Here is a 19,205-nt window from a genome sequence, read left to right on the forward strand (position 1 = left end):
TGAGATGGAGCATTGTCTGCGACGTCACTCGCAGTGTGTTTGGGATTCATCCGTTAAATTCCGGCAGAAGGTGCGAATCCGGAAGGGCCGACCAGGAATAGAAAAGCCGCGTAGCTCATTGCCTTCTTCATGCCTACCCATTGAACCCGGCTCGTTGACCATCCGCTGCACCGTTTAGAGAAGTGTCAGCACTCCACGATATTCACCGCCAAACCACCGCGTGCCGTTTCCTTGTACTTGGTCTTCATGTCGGCACCGGTCTCGCGCATCGTCTTGATGACGGAGTCGAGCGACACGTAGTGCGCACCGTCGCCGCGCAACGCCATGCGCGCCGCATTCACCGCCTTCACGGACGCCATCGCATTGCGCTCGATGCACGGAATCTGCACCAGCCCGCCGACCGGGTCGCACGTCAGGCCGAGGTTGTGCTCCATGCCGATCTCGGCCGCGTTCTCCACTTGCTCGACCGTGCCGCCCTGTACCGCAGCCAGTGCCCCCGCAGCCATCGAACACGCCACCCCGACTTCACCTTGGCATCCCACTTCCGCCCCGGAAATCGACGCGTTGAGCTTGTACAGAATGCCGATGGCCCCGGCAGTGAGCAGGAAGTCGATCACGCCCTGCTCGTTCGCGCCGTGCACAAAGCGGTCGTAGTAATGCAGCACCGACGGAATGATGCCCGCCGCGCCGTTCGTCGGCGCTGTCACCACGCGGCCGCCCGCAGCGTTCTCTTCATTGACGGCAATTGCGTAGAGGTTCACCCAGTCCATCACCGACAGCGGATCGGACAGCGTACGCTCGGCGCGTTGTGTGAGCTGACGATACAACTCCGGCGCGCGACGTCGCACATGCAACGGCCCCGGCAGTTCGCCGTCGGCATCGTCGTTCCCAATGCCGCAACCGCGCGTCACGCACGACTGCATCACATCCCAGATGTTGAGCAACCCGCGACGAATATCCGCTTCCGCCGTTGCCGCGTCGCCGTGGTGCCAGACCTTCTCGTTCTCCCACATCAGTTCCGCGATGGTCTTGCCGCTTGCGCGGCACATCTCGAGCAGTTCCTTGCCCGTGCGGAACGGATACGGCAGTTGGTCGTGCGCGGCGAGCACCTGCGCGTTCGACGCGCCGGCCGTCACGACGAACCCGCCGCCGACCGACAGATAACGCCCTTCGCGCAGTTTGTTGCCCTCGGCATCGAACGCGTGGAATTTCATGCCGTTCGGATGCTCGGCCATCGCCTCGCGACGGTAGAACACCATGTGTTCCTTCTCGACGAACGGCACCTCGTGCTTGCCAAGAATCGACAGCACCTTCGCCTGACGCAGCGTGGTCAAACGCCCCGCAATCGTCGCCGGATCGACCGTGTCGGGCGCCTCGCCCATGAAGCCGAGCAGCACCCCCTTGTCGGTGCCGTGGCCCTTGCCCGTGGCGCCGAGCGAACCATACAGCTCGGCACGCAGCGTCGCCACCTGCGGCAGCAGGCCGTCGCGCTCCAGACCTTGCACGAACATCAGCGCCGCGCGCATCGGCCCCACGGTATGCGAACTCGACGGTCCGATACCGATCTTGAACAAATCGAAAACTGAAACGGCCATGGGGCTTTCCTGAAGTTCTGAAACGTAGCGGAGACGCGACGAATGCCACCCATCCGGCGCATTCGCGTGACATCCATAAAGACAAAAAAGGGGCCGGCAACGTGTCTGCCAGCCCCTGATTGCCAAGCTTTCGCGACGCTTATTCGTAGTCGCTCATCGGCACGCAGGCGCAGAACAGATTCCGGTCGCCGTAGACGTTATCAGCACGTCCGACCGGCGGCCAGTACTTGCGCTCGCGCAGCGACTTCACCGGGTACGCCGCCTGACTGCGGGCGTAGGCGTGCGGCCATTCGTCCGCCGTCACCACGTCCGCCGTGTGCGGCGCGTGCTTGAGCGGGTTGTCCTCGCGATCGGCACGGCCCTCTTCCACGGCACGGATTTCCTCGCGAATCGCGATCATCGCCTCGATGAAGCGGTCGAGTTCGTGCTTCGATTCCGATTCCGTCGGCTCGACCATCAGCGTACCCGGCACCGGGAAGCTCATCGTCGGGGCGTGGAAGCCGAAGTCCATCAGGCGCTTCGCCACGTCGTCAACCGTGATGCCGCTGGTGTCCTTGAGCGGACGCAGATCCAGAATGCACTCGTGCGCGATCAGCCCGGCCGGGCCGCTGTACAGCACCGGGTAGTGCGGCGCGAGCTTCTTCGCGACGTAGTTCGCGTTCAGGATAGCCGTCTCGGTGGCGGCCGTCAGGCCCTGCGCGCCCATCATGGCAACGTACATCCACGAGATCGGCAGAATCGAGGCGGAACCATACGGCGCGGCCGACACGGCACCGATGCCGTTGGCGTCGCGCGAGTAGCCCGTCGAGTGCTGGTTCGGCAGGAACTGCGCCAGATGCGCGCCCACCGCGACCGGACCCACGCCCGGGCCGCCGCCGCCGTGCGGAATGCAGAACGTCTTGTGCAGGTTCAAGTGCGAAACGTCGCCGCCGAATTCGCCCGGTGCGCACAGGCCGACCATGGCGTTCATGTTCGCGCCGTCGACATACACCTGACCGCCGTTCGCATGCACGATCTCGCAGATCTGGCGCGCGCCGGCTTCGAACACGCCGTGCGTGGACGGGTACGTCATCATGATCGCGGCAAGACGGTCGCGATGCTGCTCGGCCTTCGCCTGCAGATCGGCCAGATCGACGTTGCCGTTGGCGTCGCAAGCGACCACCACGACCTGCATGCCGGCCATCTGGGCCGACGCCGGGTTCGTGCCGTGCGCCGACGCGGGAATCAGGCAGATGTCGCGATGCGCTTCGCCGCGCGATGCGTGATACGCCTGAATGATGAGCAAACCGGCGTACTCGCCCTGCGAGCCAGCGTTCGGCTGCAGCGAGACGGCGGCGTAGCCAGTCGCGGCCACCAACATCTGTTCGAGCTGGTCGATCATCGCGCGGTAGCCGACCGTTTGTTCCGTCGGCGCGAACGGGTGAATCTGACCGAATTCGGGCCACGTCACCGGCAGCATTTCCGAGGTGGCGTTGAGCTTCATCGTGCACGAGCCCAGCGGGATCATCGTGCGGTCGAGCGCCAGATCCTTGTCGGACAGGCTGCGCAGATAGCGCAGCATTTCATGTTCGGAGTGGTAGCGGTTGAACACCGGGTGCGTGAGATACGCGCTTTGGCGCGCCAGTGCCACCGGGTAGCCGTTCGAGACGGTGGTCTCGATGGCGTCGAAGTCCAGCGAGACGGCGCTCTTGCCGAGGCCCTCGGCCACCACTTCCCACAGGGCGATCACGTCGTCGCGCGTGCTCGTCTCGTCGAGCGAGATACCGACAGTGTCGGCGTCTTCGCGACGCAGATTGAAGCGGCGTGCAGCGGCCACCGTGTGCACGGCATCGGCACGGCCGGCCACGGGCACGGTCAGCGTGTCGAAGAACGTGGCGTTGCGCGGCGCGGCGCCCAGTGCGGCGAGGCCGGCGGCCAGCACGGCCGTCAGACGATGCGTGCGCTCGGCGATGATGCGCAGCCCCTGCGGGCCGTGGTACGCGGCGTACATGCTGGCCATGATGGCGAGCAGCGCCTGCGCAGTACAGATATTCGATGTCGCCTTCTCGCGGCGGATGTGTTGTTCGCGCGTTTGCAGCGCCAGACGCAGCGCCGGCTTGCCTTGCGAATCGACCGACACGCCGACCAGACGGCCCGGCATCGAGCGCTTGAGTTCGTCGCGCGTGGCCAGGTAGGCGGCGTGCGGGCCACCAAAGCCCATCGGCACGCCAAAGCGCTGGCTGTTGCCAACGGCGACGTCAGCGCCCCACTCGCCCGGCGGCGTGAGCAGCGTGAGCGAGAGCAGATCGGCGGCGGCGATCAGCATGCCGCCCTTGGCGTGGATCGCGTCGGCCAGCGCGCGATAGTCGCGCACGTCGCCGCCCACGCCGGGGTATTGCACGAGCACGCCGAACGCATCGACATCGGCCGCGGCGGCCACCGGGCCGACCTGCACTTCGAAGCCCAGCGGCTTGGCGCGCGTTTGCACGACTTCGATGGTTTGCGGCAACACGTCATCGGCGACGAAGAACGTGTTCGACTTCGACTTGCCGGTACGCTTGACCAGCGTCATCGCCTCGGCGGCGGCAGTCGCTTCGTCGAGCATCGACGCGTTGGCGATCGCCAGCCCCGTCATGTCGATGATCATCTGCTGATAGTTGAGCAGCGCTTCGAGACGGCCTTGCGAGATTTCCGGCTGATACGGCGTATAGGCCGTGTACCAGGCCGGATTTTCCAGCACGTTGCGCAGGATCACGCCCGGCGTGAACGTGTTGGCGTAGCCCTGACCGATGAACGACCTGAACACCTGGTTCTGGCTGGCCAGCGCGCGCAGTTGCGCCAGCGCCTGCGATTCGGTTTGCGCGGCGGCGAACGGGCCGAGCGACTGGGCGAAGCGCGCGCCGTCGCGACGGATCGACGCGGGGACCACGGCGTCGATCAATGCGGCACGCGACGCGTAGCCCAGCTCGGCGAGCATCGCCTGTTGTTCGGGGGTGTCCGGGCCGATGTGGCGCGCGGAGAAGTTGTCGCGCTGCTCCAGCTCGGAGAGCGAGCGGCGCGGCGCTTGCAGGTCAGTCAAAGCATTCATGGGTCAGATCTCTCGTTCGATCACGGCAAGTGACGGCGGGGGCGGCAGCCGGGACGGTGCCGCGCGAACCGAAGGTCTCGCGGCACCGCCCGGGGCATCAGCCGCCGATTTTCTTGGCGTATTGTTCAGCGCCCAGCAGCTTGTCCAGCTCGGCCGTGTTCGACGGCTTCAGACGGAACAGCCAGTTGCCGTAAGCGTCGGTGTTGACCAGATCGGGCGAGCCGGACACTTCGGTGTTGGTCTCGAGGATCTCGCCGCTGACCGGCGAGTGCACGTCGGCCGCTGCCTTGACCGATTCGATCACGGCCGAGGCTTCGTCCGCCGCCACGGTGCGTCCGGTGTCCGGCAGTTCGACGAACACGATGTCGCCCAGGGATTCCTGCGCGAAATCGGTAATGCCCACGGTCACGGTGCCGTCGGCTTCGAGGCGGGCCCATTCGTCGGACTCGGTGTACTTCAGGTTATCGGGGATATTCGCCATGTTGACGCTCCGGGATTCAGTGTTTGGGGTATTCGGTTATCGGTAATTCGTGTCGCCGCACCGTGGCGCCGTGTTGCTCAGGCCACCACGGCCTTGCCGTGACGCACGAACGGTAATTTGACCACACGTGCGGGCAATTGCTTGTCACGAATTTGCACTTGGACCGTCGCGCCGTCCGGCACGCCCTTCGGCAAACGGGCGAACGCGATCGATTGCTGCAGGCTCGGACTGAACGTGCCGCTGGTGATTTCGCCGTCGCCCGCCTCGGTCACCACGACCTGGTGCGCGCGCAGCACACCGCCCTTGCCGTCGAGCACGAGGCCCGCGAAGCGCCACGTCTGGCCGCGCGAGAGCAGGGAGTCCTTGCCGACGAACGTGCGATCGCTTTCCTTCTCGACGGTCCAGCCCAGGCCGGCGTCCAGCGGCGACACGTCGTCGTCCATGTCCTGGCCGTACAGGTTCATGCCGGCTTCGAGACGCAACGTGTCGCGCGCGCCCAGCCCGGCCGGACGCACGCCCGCCGCGACCAGCGCGTTCCACAGCGCGGCCACGTGATCGGCGTTCACGATCACTTCGAAGCCGTCTTCGCCGGTATAGCCGGTGCGCGCGATCATCAACTCGCCGAACGCCGTGTCCTTGGCGAAAGCGGCATTGAACGGCTTGAGCGCTTCGCTCGCGGCCTGGCTGCCCGGTACCGCTTGCCACACCTTGGCGCGGGCGTTCGGGCCCTGGACCGCCACGATCGACAGATCGCGGCGCGGAATGATCGTCAGGCTGTAATCGCCGTGCGCGTTGAGCTGACCGATCCAGGCGAGATCCTTGTCGGCGGTGCCGGCGTTGACCACCACGCGGAACCAGTCTTCGGCGATGAAATAGATGATGAGGTCGTCGATCACGCCGCCGCTCGGGTTGAGCATGCAGGTGTAGAGCGCCTTGCCCGGGGTTTGCAGCTTGTCGACGTTGTTGGCGACAGCGTAGCGCAGGAATTCGCGGCAGCTCGGGCCATGCAGATCGACCACGCACATGTGCGAGACGTCGAACATGCCGGCATCGGTGCGCACGGCGTTGTGCTCTTCGATCTGGGAGCCGTAGTTCACGGGCATGTCCCAGCCGCCGAAGTCGACCATGCGGGCGCCTGCGGCGCGGTGCGTATCGTTGAGCGGAGTGCGTTTGAGTTCGGTCATCGGGGCATCAAGGCATCAAGGGTCAGGCATGTCGGAATACGGCGTCCGACAATGCAAAAAGGGGTCATCTCGACGACCGGCACTTTCCGCGTCCGGCGCGTGCATGTGCACGAGCCCGGCGCAATGCCAGTTGGCGAGATGACCCCTCTGTCCTTGGTACCTGAGAGATTGCCCGGTGCGTGCGGCGCGCTGTGCGCCATGCCGCTCGTGCCGGCCCCTTCGGTGGGTTGTCCGCGTGCCATGCACGCTGCAACCGCTCTCCAGAGATCGAAGGCGATGCCTTCGGCGCGGACGGTCCTTGATGCCTGAGAGTTTGTGGGTATTACCCCTTCGGCGGCCCCGGCATGTGCTTCCCGGTGCGCTCTCCCGACCACGCTCGCGCACTTTACGGCGAAAGACGAAGGCTGTCAATTTGATGCGGATTACCTGAGCGCCAATCGGCGTTGAACACCGTCGGACGGGCTTTCCCAGTCCTTCGTCGCGCACGGGGAAATGGGCGCTTTTTTGATCGCGCCGAGCGCGTGCGCCGGTCAGCGTGACTCGCCTGGATTCGTGCCCGCCGGACAGCCATTCTTGCCCCAGCGTCCGTTACACACCGTCCACACACAGCGCTGCTTCGGTATTACCTCATACCAGCGATAGCGGTCGCACTGCGCAAGCGCTGCGGCCACGGCACTGGCCGTCGACGGCGCCACTGCCGGTGATGCCACCGGTGCCGCGCCCGGCTGGGCTTCGGCGGCGATCGAGCCAATATCGTTGTTGTCGAAATGCGCGGGAAGATCGACATTGGCCGGCGGACGCGCCGTATTGCCGACCGCACCTGCCCCTGCGCGGCGGCTGAGCAGTTGCATCATGTCGTCCGGCGCGTTGTTGCGGGTCGGGGGCGATGTGGGCGCCGTGACAGCGGCAGTCAACGCTGCGGTGGCCGCCGAGGCGGTGAGCGGCGCGGGCTGGTTGGCCGAAGCGACGTCGGCCGCCGCACCGGACGCGGCCGCATCGACCGCCGCCAACGCCTGCGCCCGGGCCAACGCGGCAGATGCCTCGCCTGACGCAGGGTCGGCACCCGCAGCGGCCAGCGCGGCCGACGCGACGGCTGGCGGTGCTTCGTTACCGGAGTTGAAAGGGGTGACGGTCATTGCGTCGGATGACTTGGGCACCGGGTCGACGTAGGGGGCGCGCAGATTCCACCAGATGCCGAGCAGCGCGATGGCAGCGAAAACCGCTGTGCCGAACACCAGCGCGCCGGTGACCCAGCCGGAAGATTCGGCGTGCGCGAGTCTTGCGCCACACTGCGCACAGTGCCGCGCACGCGGCGCATTGTTCGTCCCACAGGTTGGACATTGCACGGCGACCTCACCACGATGGCAACGTTGCCCATTATAGGCATCCGGTCTGCGTCGACGCCAGCCTCCGGCGTCGCGCCCGCCCCACAGTTGGCGTTCGCACAACGCCTGTCGGGCGCGCACAGCCGAGTGGCGCTCGCATGATAGACTTGCCCACCGCCCGGCGCTTGCCGATGCATCGCCCCGGCGGGCGGCCGCGCATCGCCGTCACAGCCCTCGCCGTGCGCGCACCCTTGCCGGCCGCCGTCTTCATCTCCTTCGCGTCACACCATGTCCTCCTTCCCGCTCAATCCCGCTCAGAACGAAGCCACGCGCTATTTCGACGGCCCATGTCTCGTGCTGGCCGGGGCGGGCAGCGGCAAGACGCGCGTCATCACGCAAAAGATCGCCTGGCTGATCGAGACGAAGGGGTTCGAGCCGAAGCACATCGCCGCCGTGACCTTCACGAACAAGGCCGCCGCCGAAATGCGCGAGCGCGTGGCCAAGCAGCTCGAAGGCAAGCTGCTGACCACGCCGGGCAAGGAAGGCCGTAAGGTGCCTGTCAACCAGCTCACCATTTGTACGTTCCACTCGCTGGGCGTGCAAATCCTGCGGCGCGAGGCGGCGAACGTCGGGTTGAAGCCGCAGTTCTCGATTCTCGACGCCGACGACTGCTTCGGGCTGATTCAGGAGCAGTTGGGCACGACCGACAAGGCGATGATTCGCGGCGTTCAGACCGCCATCTCGCTCTGGAAGAACGGACTGGTCACCCCCGAGACAGCGCTGGCCGCCGCCGAAACCGCCGACGAACATCAGGCCGCCCTCGTCTATCGCAATTACATGGCCACGTTGCAGGCCTATCAGGCCGTCGACTTCGACGACCTGATCCGGCTACCCGCCCAACTCTTCGAACGCGACGAGGAAGTGCGCGAGCGTTGGCAGAACAAGCTGCGCTACCTGCTCATCGACGAGTACCAGGACACCAACACCTGCCAATACCTGCTGCTCAAGCTGCTCGCGGGTCCACGCGCGGCGTTCACCGCCGTGGGCGACGACGATCAGGCGATCTACGGCTGGCGCGGCGCCACGCTGGAGAACCTCAAGCAGTTGCAGGTCGACTTCCCGACGCTCAAGGTCGTCAAGCTGGAACAGAATTACCGTTCGACGTCGCGCATTCTGACGGCGGCGAACAACGTCATCGCGAAGAATCCGAAACTCTTCGAGAAGAAGCTGTGGAGTGAGCACGGCCTGGGCGATCCGATCACGGTCACGGCGATGAACGACGAAGAGCATGAAGCCGAGTCGGTCGTATTTCGCTTGTCGGCACACAAGTTCGAGCGGCGCGCCGAGTTTCGCGACTACGCCATTCTCTATCGCGGCAACCATCAGGCGCGTATCTTCGAGCAGGTGCTGCGGCGCGAACGCATTCCGTACGTGCTCTCCGGCGGCCAGTCGTTTTTCGACAAGGCGGAGATCAAGGATCTGTGCGCGTACTTGCGGCTGTTGGCAAACCCCGACGACGATCCCGCCTTCATTCGCGCCGTGACCACGCCGCGCCGGGGGGTCGGCAGCACCACGCTCGAAGTGCTCGGCAGCTTCGCGGGACAGGCCAAGGTGTCGCTGTTCGAGGCCGTCTACATGGGGGCGGTCGAGGCGCGGCTGCCGCCGCGCCAGCTCGAACCGCTGCGTGCGTTTTGCGACTTCATCCAGCGCATTGCAGCGCGCGCGGCGCGCGACCCGGCCAATGAAGTCATCGACGATCTGATGGAAGGGATTCACTACGAGGCCTATCTGTACGACACATTCGACGAGCGTCAGGCGCAATCGCGCTGGACCACCGTGCTCGAATTCCTCGAATGGATGAAGCGCAAGGGCACGCGGGGCGACGAGGCGCAGCCCACCGGCTTCGACAAGGCCGACGGCCTCGACGACGACGGCAAGAGCCTGATGGAACTCACGCAGACCATTGCGCTGATGTCGATGCTCGAAGGCCGCGACGGCGACGATCCCGACGCCGTGCGCCTGTCGACGCTGCACGCCTCGAAGGGGCTGGAGTATCCCCACGTGTTTCTCGTCGGCGTGGAAGAGGGCATCCTGCCGCACCTTCGCGAGGACGAAGAAGTTACCGCCGAAAAGATCGAGGAAGAGCGCCGGTTGATGTATGTCGGCATCACGCGTGCGCAGCGTTCGCTGCAACTGTCGTGGTGCAAGAAGCGCAAGCGGGCACGCGAAACCTATTCGTGCGAGGTCTCGCGCTTCGTGCCCGAGATGCAACTCGACGAAGCGCCGCCCCCGCCCCCCGAAGACGCGCCCATGTCGCCGAAGGACCGGCTCGCCAGCCTCAAGGCCATGCTCGCGGGCGGGGCGAACAAGACCCCATCCTCCTCGGGCGCCTGACTCGACGCGCGCCGACCACGCTCTACCTATGAATAGCCCCCGCGAGCGGGGGCTGGCTTGAGGAACGGCGACATCGTACCGGGGCTGTCGGCGGCGGCACGGCGTACCGTAAAGTCAATGCTTGCTGCTATTTGCCACTACCCGAAGACGTCTGATCGCAAGCGGCTGCCGGGCTCGACGCCACGACCATCCCGACCAGACCGGTCAAACAAAGCAGAACAGCAACCAACAGTTTCCGCATAGGCTCGCCTCCACTCGTCAGGTGAAGTTTCACTATAGAAGCGCATCCTGCCGATGACAAAGACATCTTGACCATCGGCGTGACGCGGGCGATAGTCGGTAGAAAACGGGCGAAACAAAACGTGAATTGCCTTGATTTCGACCCAATGCCCACACCGCCCGCGCTCACGTGATGCGCTCGGCGCACACGGCGGCGGCGCGTGTGCGGCACCGATCCCAAGACTTTGTGGAGCTGGTGCGTGAAACTGCATATCCTGTCCGACCTGCATTTGTCCGTGGCGCCGTTGGCCATTCCCGAGGTGGACGCCGACGTCACGATTCTCGCCGGCGACATCGGCCGACCGGCGCAAGCCATCGAGTGGGCGAAAGCGTTGGGGCGCCCCGTCATCTACGTTCCCGGAAATCACGAGTTCTACGGCGCGACACTGGCGGGCACGCTGGCCGACTTGCGGCACCTGAGCGCGGGCACGAACGTGCATCTGCTTGAGCGACGATCGGAGGTGATTGGCGGCGTGCGCTTTGTCGGCACGACGTTATGGACGGACTTCGCGTTGTACGATGCCGACGGCAAGCACGACGACGTCGTAGAGGAGTCACGCAAATTCGTACGCGACTTCACACGCATTCGCGTGGGCGATCCGGCGGTGCCGTGGGCGGATCTGCCGTTCTTCTCGCCGGACGACTGCGCGGCGCTGTGCCGTGAAAACGTCGCCTGGCTTGCGCGCGTGCTCGCCGCACCGCACGACGGCCCGACCATCGTGGTCACGCATCATGCGCCAACGCCGCAGAGCATCCATCCCCGTTTCGCAGGGTCGCTCGTCAATCCGGCGTTTATTTCGGATTTGACCTCATTCGTCGAAGCCTCCGAGGCGGCGTTGTGGATTCACGGCCATACGCACGATTCGTTTGACTACCGCGTCGGCGCGACCCGGGTGCTGTGCAATCCGCGCGGCTATTGCTTCGAGGGACGCGTCGAAAACGCGGCGTTCGATCCGACGCTGACGGTGCGGGTGTAATCCAGCCTCCCTCGCCATGGGTAGTTGGACGCTGCTCGTCGGACGCCAGAAACAAGAATCCCCGCCGAAGCGGGGATTCTTGTGGGTGCCGAGCGATTCACGCCAGACTTGGCGATTTACTTGGCCGCGCTCACCATGTAATCAACGGCAGCCTTGACGTCGTCGTCCGACGCGTTGGCGGCACCGCCCTTCGGCGGCATGGCGTTCAGGCCATGGAGGGCCGCGTTGTGCAGCGTATCAATGCCGGTGGCGATGCGCGGGGCCCATGCGGCCTTGTCGCCGAACTTCGGGGCGTTCATCACGCCGCTCGCGTGGCAGGCCATACAAACGGTGTTGTAGAGCTTCTTGCCCGCTTCGAGATTGCTGCCCGCGCTGGTGGCGGCCGGGGCGGCGGTCTTGAGCGAGGCCATCGCTGCAGCGGCGGCTGTGCTGGCGTCGGCACCGGAGGCTGCATCGGGTGCCGCCGATGCCGGGGCGGGCGCAGCAGCGCCCGAGGCGGGCTGTGCCGGGGCGGCCGGTTCCTGCAGCTTGCCGCCGGAGGCGTTGGCCATGTAGACGATCGCCCGGCCGATTTCGTAGTCCGTCACGTCGTCGGGGCTGGTGCCGCCACGCGCGGGCATGGCGCCTTTGCCGGCGAGAGCGATCTTGAGCATGCCATCGTAGCCCTGTGCGATGCGCGGCGCCCAGTCGGCCGTGCCGACTTTCGGCGCGCCGGCTGCGCCCGATGCGTGGCAGGCGGCGCAGACGGCTTTGTAGAGTTGTTCGCCGGTCTGATAGACGCGTGGTGCGTTGGCGTCCTTGATATCGACCTTGGCGACGGGCGCGATGCGCTCGGCGATGGCCTGTTCGGTCATGGCGGAACTGCCGGCACCGGTCAGGGCGTTATTGCCGACGTAATTGACCAGCAGGACGATGATGACGATCGGAACCAGGAAACCCGCAACGACGGCGGCGATGAGCTGCTTGGGTGTTTTGATCAGAGACTCATGCTCGTTATGTGCTTCACTCATGCGGGATCTCTCAATAGTATTTTTGTGGAAACCGAGTGCATCACCCCGGGCGGCTGGCGCCATCCGGTCAAAATATCGAGCCATTGTAGCAACAAACCCTTGACCGATGACACGCCAAGGCGGTGCGCAGACGCCGCAAAAGTCCCGTGTTTTCCCTAGCTTACGCGAAAGCCAAAGCGGTGTTCCGCGTGCTTCGTGCGCGAAGTGCGGGGGTACTGCATGTACAGTAAATCCGCGCTCACGCGGCGCTTGGCAACGAATTGCCGCATTGTGTGGCGAGACGATGCACAGGGCATGGACGGCGCGCGGCAAAACCGCTATGCTTCTACCTCTTTGCCTACCGGTCGCGCGTTCGCGCCTTCTCCCCCGGTGGTCAGCATAGCGCCCGTAGCTCAGGGGATAGAGTATCGGCCTCCGAAGCCGAGGGTCACTGGTTCGATTCCAGTCGGGCGCGCCAATTCAATCAATGGGTTAGCCCAGCCAAGCAGGCTGGGCTTTTTGCATTTTGAAGCCCGTGTAACCGTGATGTAAGCGGCGTCCGAAAGTATCGGCGCGCTCGGGAGAGCCCGCGTTTGCCCTGCTCGTTCGACGTCACGCCTTAGGCTTCATGAATCCAGCGACTACCCATGTTACGGTCCGGGCGAGCCCATAGCCAAGTACTGCCGCAATAAGGGCAAATGCAGTTACACCGGATTCCCGCGATGTGATGGCAATCAAGACCAGCAACGCCACCCACATGAGCCCCGTCACATTGATAACTTTGCAGATTCGCCTTACGCCTTCGTTTTGAATTTTCTCGGGTTCCCACAGCGCCGAGATAGAAAACCGCCTGGTTGCAGTCGACGAGGCAACGGCCTTGCCGTCAATGGGGAAACCCAGTCCGTAAGTGTTTCTTACCCTCTCTGACCGCGCGAGATATAGGGTCCATACGATGGCGGACAGGAATGCGCCGACCACTGGGGGCGCCGCCTCCGACCAGTATTCAGCGCTTGCGGGGATTCCCAAAACAAGCGGCCCTAGCCCCTGGAGAGCCAGAGACAAACACGGACCTGCGACCCACAAAGCTGCCTTTGCGAAATAAACAGAAGTCGGGGCCTGTCGCCGAAATAAACGCCAGCCGGCAGCGGCGCTTACGGATGCGCCGAGCGCAAATACCAGCCAGGTCGCCAACTTGTAGTCCCACCAAAGCGAATTACCATCCAGCGCGGTGTATTGATGCTCCACATCTAATAGGTTGGTGTTGATTCGACCGGCACCCATTAGTGGCCCAATCCAAAGCAACCCATGCGCAAGCAAAGCTAGCCATCCTCCGACACCCCGCAATTCCTTGGCCCTCATGTTCTTCTCCTAAATTTTGCCAAAGACGCTTTCTGCCGACCGGAATAAGTCAGGCACTGCCTAGCAAAGATTAGACGCCTCGGCGGGACCAAGCAAGCATGACAATTGCCGAAAAAGAACCGCGTCCTTGGATTCCTCGATGCGACACAGCTCGTCTATCAGCCGGTCGCGCGTGCTATGCCTCATACGTTTGCCTGAGTGCAAGCGTCTTTCTATCTTCGCTTGCTTGCGCCATAACCTATCCACAATATCTTCACACTGGCTGGGGTAGGTCATGCGAAAGCACTGGCGGCAAGCCACTTGCCGTGACAGGTACAGCAGTGCGACACGCTTATGGCAATAAGGGCAGAGGAACCATGTACGCCGAGCTCCGAAATTGCATGACGTAGTGGTCGTCATAATTCGCTCCTCCACGTCCTCGCCGCTCGTCCTGTAGGTAGCAGTCAGGGCGTGGTCATGCGTGCGTATGTTTATGCTCGACACCACTTCGCCCGCGTCATCTTTCCATTGCCAGCCGTACGACATCCCGCCCTGTAGCAGGCCATCTCGCTGCAAGCGCCGGACGTCTATGCTTCGGAACTGGCTCGTCTTCGGCTTCCAGCCGGGTCTACCGGCCCCCAATCTCATTCCACCGCGCATACAAACCTCGCAGAATACGAAATCATTAGCGGGAGCAAACGCATATTTCGAGGCTTGAAATGCCCAAAAACCGCGCCACCATTGGCTTTGCAGCCCACTCCTGTTCTTTGCTTGAATTGGGTCATCGGAGTGTCCCGCCCCAGCCAGCGCCGCCCGCCGTTGCACTGCCTACCGGTTGCGCCCAACGCGTTGGGAAGATGGTCACACGAGACCCCAACCAGTGACGACACGTCATCGCTCACGTCGCAGCAGAAGTGGGAGCGCCCGTGCCTTTTGCTCCGCTCGCCCCCTTCTTCCCGACAACACGTGAATGGGTTTTAACTGGGGGCAACTGGCAACATTCATTGTTTCCGCGTGACGGAATAGGAGAATGGGCAATATCGGCCTTTACCGTTCCGTGTGGCGGAGTGGTGGGCGCTCCATCTATTCCGTGTGGTGGAACGGCGCTATTCCGTGTGGCGGAACTGGCATCGTGATTTTTTGCGACTGGCGGCGGGTCCATCATCCGCCAGTGTCCCGGATAGTAGGCACCGGGTCGCAAATCCAGTCCGTCATAATTCGAAATTGGTAGCCAAGTCAGAGCGTACCAATCCGGCCCTACCGTCAGGCCGCCAAACCGCGTTTTGATGACCAGACCACGCTCCAGCAATTCGAGCTTGGCCTTTTGGATTTGGTCGGCGGACTTCCAGCCGCGCTTCCTAAGCCACGAAACGGACAACTGGAGCCGCCCGTTATTCTTGCCGTTATGCTGCCGCAGCACATCGAACAGCATCGCCTTTGCACGGACAGATGCGCCAGTGAACGCAATGCTATCGAGTACGGCATGAGGAATTGGCGTATAGGAGCCAGCAACGGCCTCTTGTGGCTTCCGCTTGCTCATGCCCTGGCCTCGTCCAAACGCGAAAGGAAACGATAGACGCCCCATAGCGCCGTTTCGGATGCCTCGGAAATGTCGGCCTCTATGCCGCAGTGAGGAAACCGCTGCAAGAGGTCATAGAGCCGCTCTCGCCACGCCGGAGAATAGTTCATTCCGCACCTCGCAAAGCCAGCGCCGCCATAATGGTTTTCGGAGCTAACCAATAGCGTTTAATCGGGCGCGAATATCCCGGCGTATGGACCCACTCCCTTTCAATGGGCCAGCCCAGGTAATCAAGCGTTTTGACGTAAGCAGCGAGTCGCCAGCGACGCGTACCAAATGCAGGCTGCGTCAAGCGTTCCCCGGTCAACAGGCGGGCGAGCGCTTCGGCGGGCAGAGTATCGCTGACGGGCCACGTCGGCTTAAATTCAGGCGGCGGCAGTAGTTCGAACTGCTCGTATTCGGTAGAATCGCGTTGTTCGTTCGCGCTCGATTGGCCTTTGGTCGGTCGGGCGTTTTTCATTACCGCCCCCCATTCAATAGCGTTTGCAGGTCGGAGACTTTCCACGCCAAGCGCCCATTGATACGAACCGGGCGAATCGGGCCATTTTCGAGACAGGCCCATTTTCGCAAGGTTTGCGGCTTGCGATTGATTGCGGCAGCAGCTTCGTCCGTTGGCAGGACTTCGGGAAGGGCGGCGCGGTTTAGCAGAGTTTGAAGGTTCATTGTCAACGCTCATTTCCACCTTACCCGGCGAAGCATGGGGCGCTGATAACGTGCCGATATTCGCTATCAACGCCTTAACGCTTCGCCGTGTTCGGCTTTGTGTCTCGGCGTTGATTAATTTATGCGAGAGAGCCTGTTGACCCGATAGCTACGGGCGGAAGCGGGCGCTACCGGGCGCAAGCGGGCATTAACGGGCGTTGGGGTCCATCTGCTTGCGTAATGCGTCCTTCGTGAAAGCCTTAACCTCTGCGTCTGGATTAGGACCACTGGTCCGATACTTCACGCCTTCCCCGTCAACATATCCAATGAGTGGTGCAGGCGGCGGGGTACTCTCCGCCAAGCGCACCAATTCGGGCCACACGGACAGATAGTTATCCGGCTCGCTGGCGTCCTGCTTCGCCTTGTCGATAACGTGGCCTAAAGCGTGACGCCTACTGCGTGTTCGATGAATCCTGCTCCCGCTCTGCTGACTGGTCTCGTCGGTCCTCGTCTTTGTCACAAGTTCGGCAACTTCGGCGCTCGGCTGACCGGCCTCGGCAGGCGCAACGCATTGCAAGAACGACGGCACTGTCATGCGCTCTCGCTCCAGCAGCTTCACGACATCATCTCGATAGACCTCAATGGAACCCTCCAGGATTTCCGAAGCCTCGGACAAGTTGCAGTTTAGTGGCTCGACTTTCAATGCGGCAAAATCGTCAATTGCGCGGCCTCGCATATAGCTAGGCAAATCCCGGTTGACCAGCCACGCATTGACCAACGCACCAGCCGCCGATGCTGCCGTAGTAGTCTCGTGAAGCGCCTTTGGCTGCTGCCCTCTCATCCGCTCGAGCACCGCCAACGCTTCCGCAGCAAATACAGCGTCCTCGTCAACCTTCCCGTTGAGCCAGTACAGAGTGAATTTATCGGGGCAGGCTTGCGCGCCAAGTGCCATGCTGGCGACAGTGTCCAGGGCAGCGTGACTGACTTCGGTTGGCAGGGGGATTTCGGCAGACGCGGCGGTTTGCTTGCTAATTGGGTTCGAGTCAATCAACTTTGCGGGCAGGTGCCAATTCGCATGAGATATTGCAAACTGGACAAATTCACAAAGTCGGACGCCGCACTTGTATGGCGCTTGCATGCTGATTACGCAAGGGGTAGGAAAGAAAGCCCTGTTCGTGAAATTTGCCAGCAGCACCGCAAGCCTATCGTTGAACTCCTCGCCTTCATCGAACGGATGCGCCGCGCCCATCCACGCGTAACGGTCAGTATTAATCCTCTCCGGTTCGATATTCAGCGACAGTGCGACAGCTTCCCATGCCCTGACTTCCGGCATCAGTAGCCATTTTTGCCAGCGCGGCGCTCTTTCGTCATTCATTCGCACACCTTCGATGCGCAAGCCTTCAATCGGGTGTCCCTGCCAGGCCGGTGAAGGTGTCCGGCTTTTCGCTCCGTCGAGCTAGACAGGGGCAAAACGGTTAATGCCTGATACCGTCAGGCGGCGGTAATAACCTTTAATCCCGGTTTGGCCTGCCCCGGCTCAAACTCTATCCCCGCCTGCTCCAACAGCCACGCATCAATCTTGGTGTGCCACATGCGCAGCAGGTCGAGCGGACGGCGGCGGTAATGCTTCTCAGCCAGGGCGGACGGCTTGTGCCCCATGATTTGTGCCGAGATACCGGACGGCATTTCGACCCACTCGCACAATGTGCCAAAGGACCGGCGCAGGCCATGCAGGCTCACATGAGGCAATCCGGCCACCTTTAGCGCCTTGGTATGGGCGATGCGCGGTTCGGCAATTTTGCCACCTGCGGCGGTCTTGCTCGCAAATACCCACGGCGAGGGCTTCCATGCCGCGCCTTGGGCCTCCAAACGTGCCAATTCCCGGACGTTCGGCGGCGTGTCGTTTATCCGCTTCAGGTTCGCCAGTAGGAATGACAGATAAGGCGTCAGGGGGATAGTGCGCTCGCCCTCCACCTTGTCCCGGATGGTCAGACTATTCCACTGAAAATCCACATCGGGCCATTTGAGCGCCGCCAGTTCTTCCCGGCGTGCACCAGTAATCAGTAGGCTTTGCAGATAGGCCGAGATAACCGGGTTCTGAATCTTGCGGACGGCATCGAACCACGCAGGTAATTGCTCGCGTTGCAGGCAATCATCTTTCGCGTTGGTTCGTGGCACTGCGTCCCTTACAGACCTCGCGCTGTATGTAATAGGCGGCACGATGCCTGAATACTCGGGGTGGTCATCGCACCAACGGATGAAGGCCCGCAGCTTGCGATATGACTGCTCGGCATTGGTCGGGCGGGTTTGCGCCTCAGACGCCAGCCAGTCGGCCACTTTGACGGCGCTCAAATCTGACAGTTTCAGCGGCATCAGCGCCGCCAGCGGCCCCGCTTTGGTCTGACCGGTGCCCCGGCGCTTTACCTCGCCGCCAAGCTGCGACAGGTTGACATGGTCCCGATAGTGGCGCTCGCTCCACTTGGCGCGGTTCGCCTCAAGATACGCCTGCCATGCTTTGGCTAGAGTCACATCTTGGCGGCGCTTGGCGGCTTGCCGCGCCTCATGGGCTGCGTGCTGTTCGGCCTTGACCTCCCTTGGGTCTTTGCCCTCGTCAATCAGGCGTTGCAGGCGGCGCGCCTCCCCTTGCGCCTTGTCGATAGGCCAGCTTTTCAGGTCGCCAATGGTCACGCGAACCGTGCCGCCGTGAATCTTGGCTTGGAATATGTAGGACTTCGCCCCAGCGACGGTCGCGCGCAAACCCAATCCCGGCGTTTTGCCGTCCCAGAGAAATGCCTGAGCCTTATCAGCCGGACAAGTAAAGCCTTCTACTCGCGCCGCCGTGAAATTGACCTTTGCCACCTTCGTCACCCCCGTCGGACTGGGCTACATGACCTCATGTAACCGCCATGTAACCCGAGTATGGGGTAAATAATCAATTCAGGTCAACGGAACACTATGCTTAAAATGGCATAAAACCCATATTCCACGGCACTTTTACAGATTTCGTGAATTTAGGTCAACGCCGATAAATTAGAACACTCACGGCCTCCGAAGCCGAGGGTCACTGGTTCGATTCCAGTCGGGCGCGCCAATCAAATCAAGCACTTACATCCGCTCTCATTCTGCATTCGGCGGGCATCCGGAATATGCGGCGCCGCCGGAATTGAACGCCTTGATGGCTCCGTGTCCGAAGACTCGGACGGACATTCCTACGTCCGGCGTGCATATGCTCGTCGCCAATGACCTGATACAAAAAGACGGCGGGCCGCAATGGCTCGATAGGTGCTTGCCGCCCGGCAGGATGATTGTCCGGACAGCTGAACGGCGCTGGCCCAACGGCAACGCGGTGTGCGCT

Annotated in this window: 14 protein-coding genes, 1 tRNA gene and 2 riboswitches; of the genes, 3 read left to right on the forward strand and 12 right to left on the reverse strand. The window is 62.7% G+C overall.

Annotated elements, in window-relative coordinates:
- Positions 1-185: 185 nt before the first annotated feature.
- The 5 genes from OYT13_RS24040 to OYT13_RS24060 all read right to left on the reverse strand — a co-directional run bounded on the left by OYT13_RS24040 (position 186) and on the right by OYT13_RS24060 (position 7,673).
- Entirely contained in the window at positions 186-1,595 is a 1,410-nt protein-coding gene (locus OYT13_RS24040; protein WP_017233612.1) for an L-serine ammonia-lyase, read from the reverse strand.
- Between the two features lie 139 nt (positions 1,596-1,734).
- Entirely contained in the window at positions 1,735-4,662 is a 2,928-nt protein-coding gene (gene gcvP / locus OYT13_RS24045) for an aminomethyl-transferring glycine dehydrogenase (RefSeq protein WP_268567051.1), read from the reverse strand.
- 97 nt (positions 4,663-4,759) lie between these two features.
- Positions 4,760-5,143 (reverse strand): glycine cleavage system protein GcvH, encoded by a 384-nt coding sequence (gcvH, locus tag OYT13_RS24050; protein ID WP_150564425.1) that lies wholly within the window; start codon positions 5,141-5,143, stop codon positions 4,760-4,762.
- Positions 5,144-5,220: 77 nt separating this feature from the next.
- A complete protein-coding gene (gene gcvT / locus OYT13_RS24055; protein ID WP_017233614.1) occupies positions 5,221-6,327 on the reverse strand; it encodes a glycine cleavage system aminomethyltransferase GcvT in 1,107 nt (368 codons plus the stop codon).
- 137 nt (positions 6,328-6,464) lie between these two features.
- Positions 6,465-6,601: riboswitch (glycine riboswitch) on the reverse strand.
- Positions 6,602-6,609: 8 nt separating this feature from the next.
- Positions 6,610-6,706, reverse strand: a riboswitch (glycine riboswitch).
- A 151-nt stretch (positions 6,707-6,857) separates the two neighbouring features.
- A complete protein-coding gene (locus OYT13_RS24060) occupies positions 6,858-7,673 on the reverse strand; it encodes a zinc ribbon domain-containing protein (RefSeq protein WP_268567052.1) in 816 nt (271 codons plus the stop codon).
- Positions 7,674-7,940: 267 nt separating this feature from the next.
- Here OYT13_RS24060 and OYT13_RS24065 point away from each other — a divergent pair, with 267 nt between their 5' ends.
- Both OYT13_RS24065 and OYT13_RS24070 read left to right on the forward strand, forming a co-directional pair.
- The gene (locus OYT13_RS24065; protein ID WP_017231709.1) at positions 7,941-10,046 is read left to right on the forward strand and encodes a UvrD-helicase domain-containing protein; all 2,106 of its coding nucleotides are present in this window, start codon (positions 7,941-7,943) and stop codon (positions 10,044-10,046) included.
- A 479-nt stretch (positions 10,047-10,525) separates the two neighbouring features.
- The gene (locus OYT13_RS24070) at positions 10,526-11,302 is read left to right on the forward strand and encodes a metallophosphoesterase (RefSeq protein ID WP_268567053.1); all 777 of its coding nucleotides are present in this window, start codon (positions 10,526-10,528) and stop codon (positions 11,300-11,302) included.
- A 116-nt stretch (positions 11,303-11,418) separates the two neighbouring features.
- Here the strand turns inward: OYT13_RS24070 and OYT13_RS24075 are convergent, their stop codons facing one another.
- Positions 11,419-12,312 carry a c-type cytochrome gene (locus OYT13_RS24075; RefSeq protein WP_268567054.1) on the reverse strand — a complete coding sequence of 298 codons (894 nt, stop codon included), beginning with the start codon at positions 12,310-12,312 and terminating at the stop codon, positions 11,419-11,421.
- 381 nt (positions 12,313-12,693) lie between these two features.
- Between OYT13_RS24075 and OYT13_RS24080 the strand changes: the two genes are divergently transcribed.
- Positions 12,694-12,769, forward strand: a tRNA-Arg gene (locus OYT13_RS24080).
- Between the two features lie 134 nt (positions 12,770-12,903).
- Here the strand turns inward: OYT13_RS24080 and OYT13_RS24085 are convergent.
- The 6 genes from OYT13_RS24085 to OYT13_RS24110 all read right to left on the reverse strand — a co-directional run bounded on the left by OYT13_RS24085 (position 12,904) and on the right by OYT13_RS24110 (position 18,709).
- On the reverse strand, positions 12,904-13,650 hold the full coding sequence (locus OYT13_RS24085) for a DUF2569 family protein (RefSeq protein WP_268567055.1): 747 nt from the start codon (positions 13,648-13,650) through the stop codon (positions 12,904-12,906).
- 877 nt (positions 13,651-14,527) lie between these two features.
- Complete coding sequence (locus tag OYT13_RS24090; protein WP_268567056.1) at positions 14,528-15,169, reverse strand: hypothetical protein; 642 nt, start codon at positions 15,167-15,169, stop codon at positions 14,528-14,530.
- 145 nt (positions 15,170-15,314) lie between these two features.
- Positions 15,315-15,668, reverse strand: coding sequence for a hypothetical protein (locus tag OYT13_RS24095; protein WP_268567057.1), 354 nt, complete (start codon positions 15,666-15,668; stop codon positions 15,315-15,317).
- Entirely contained in the window at positions 15,668-15,871 is a 204-nt protein-coding gene (locus OYT13_RS24100) for a DNA-binding protein (protein WP_268567058.1), read from the reverse strand. Before OYT13_RS24100 ends, OYT13_RS24095 begins: the two co-directional genes overlap by 1 nt.
- A gap of 187 nt (positions 15,872-16,058) precedes the next feature.
- Positions 16,059-17,225: a hypothetical protein gene (locus OYT13_RS24105; protein WP_268567059.1), complete on the reverse strand. Its 1,167-nt coding sequence runs from the start codon at positions 17,223-17,225 to the stop codon at positions 16,059-16,061.
- Between the two features lie 116 nt (positions 17,226-17,341).
- Entirely contained in the window at positions 17,342-18,709 is a 1,368-nt protein-coding gene (locus tag OYT13_RS24110; protein WP_268567060.1) for a tyrosine-type recombinase/integrase, read from the reverse strand.
- Between the last annotated feature and the right edge of the window lie 496 nt (positions 18,710-19,205).

The organism is Pandoraea sp. XJJ-1, assembly GCF_026802345.1.
Lineage (GTDB): Bacteria > Pseudomonadota > Gammaproteobacteria > Burkholderiales > Burkholderiaceae > Pandoraea > Pandoraea cepalis.

Bases quoted from the DNA above. Each gene is read 5' to 3' on its own strand.
- OYT13_RS24040 (WP_017233612.1), bottom strand. From the start codon at position 1,595: ATGGCCGTTTCAGTTTTCGATTTGTTCAAGATCGGTATCGGACCGTCG.
- gcvP (WP_268567051.1), bottom strand. From the start codon at position 4,662: ATGAATGCTTTGACTGACCTGCAAGCGCCGCGCCGCTCGCTCTCCGAG.
- gcvH (WP_150564425.1), bottom strand. From the start codon at position 5,143: ATGGCGAATATCCCCGATAACCTGAAGTACACCGAGTCCGACGAATGG.
- gcvT (WP_017233614.1), bottom strand. From the start codon at position 6,327: ATGACCGAACTCAAACGCACTCCGCTCAACGATACGCACCGCGCCGCA.
- OYT13_RS24065 (WP_017231709.1), top strand. From the start codon at position 7,941: ATGTCCTCCTTCCCGCTCAATCCCGCTCAGAACGAAGCCACGCGCTAT.
- OYT13_RS24075 (WP_268567054.1), bottom strand. From the start codon at position 12,312: ATGAGTGAAGCACATAACGAGCATGAGTCTCTGATCAAAACACCCAAG.
- OYT13_RS24085 (WP_268567055.1), bottom strand. From the start codon at position 13,650: ATGAGGGCCAAGGAATTGCGGGGTGTCGGAGGATGGCTAGCTTTGCTT.
- OYT13_RS24090 (WP_268567056.1), bottom strand. From the start codon at position 15,169: ATGAGCAAGCGGAAGCCACAAGAGGCCGTTGCTGGCTCCTATACGCCA.
- OYT13_RS24095 (WP_268567057.1), bottom strand. From the start codon at position 15,668: ATGAAAAACGCCCGACCGACCAAAGGCCAATCGAGCGCGAACGAACAA.
- OYT13_RS24100 (WP_268567058.1), bottom strand. From the start codon at position 15,871: ATGAACCTTCAAACTCTGCTAAACCGCGCCGCCCTTCCCGAAGTCCTG.
- OYT13_RS24105 (WP_268567059.1), bottom strand. From the start codon at position 17,225: ATGAATGACGAAAGAGCGCCGCGCTGGCAAAAATGGCTACTGATGCCG.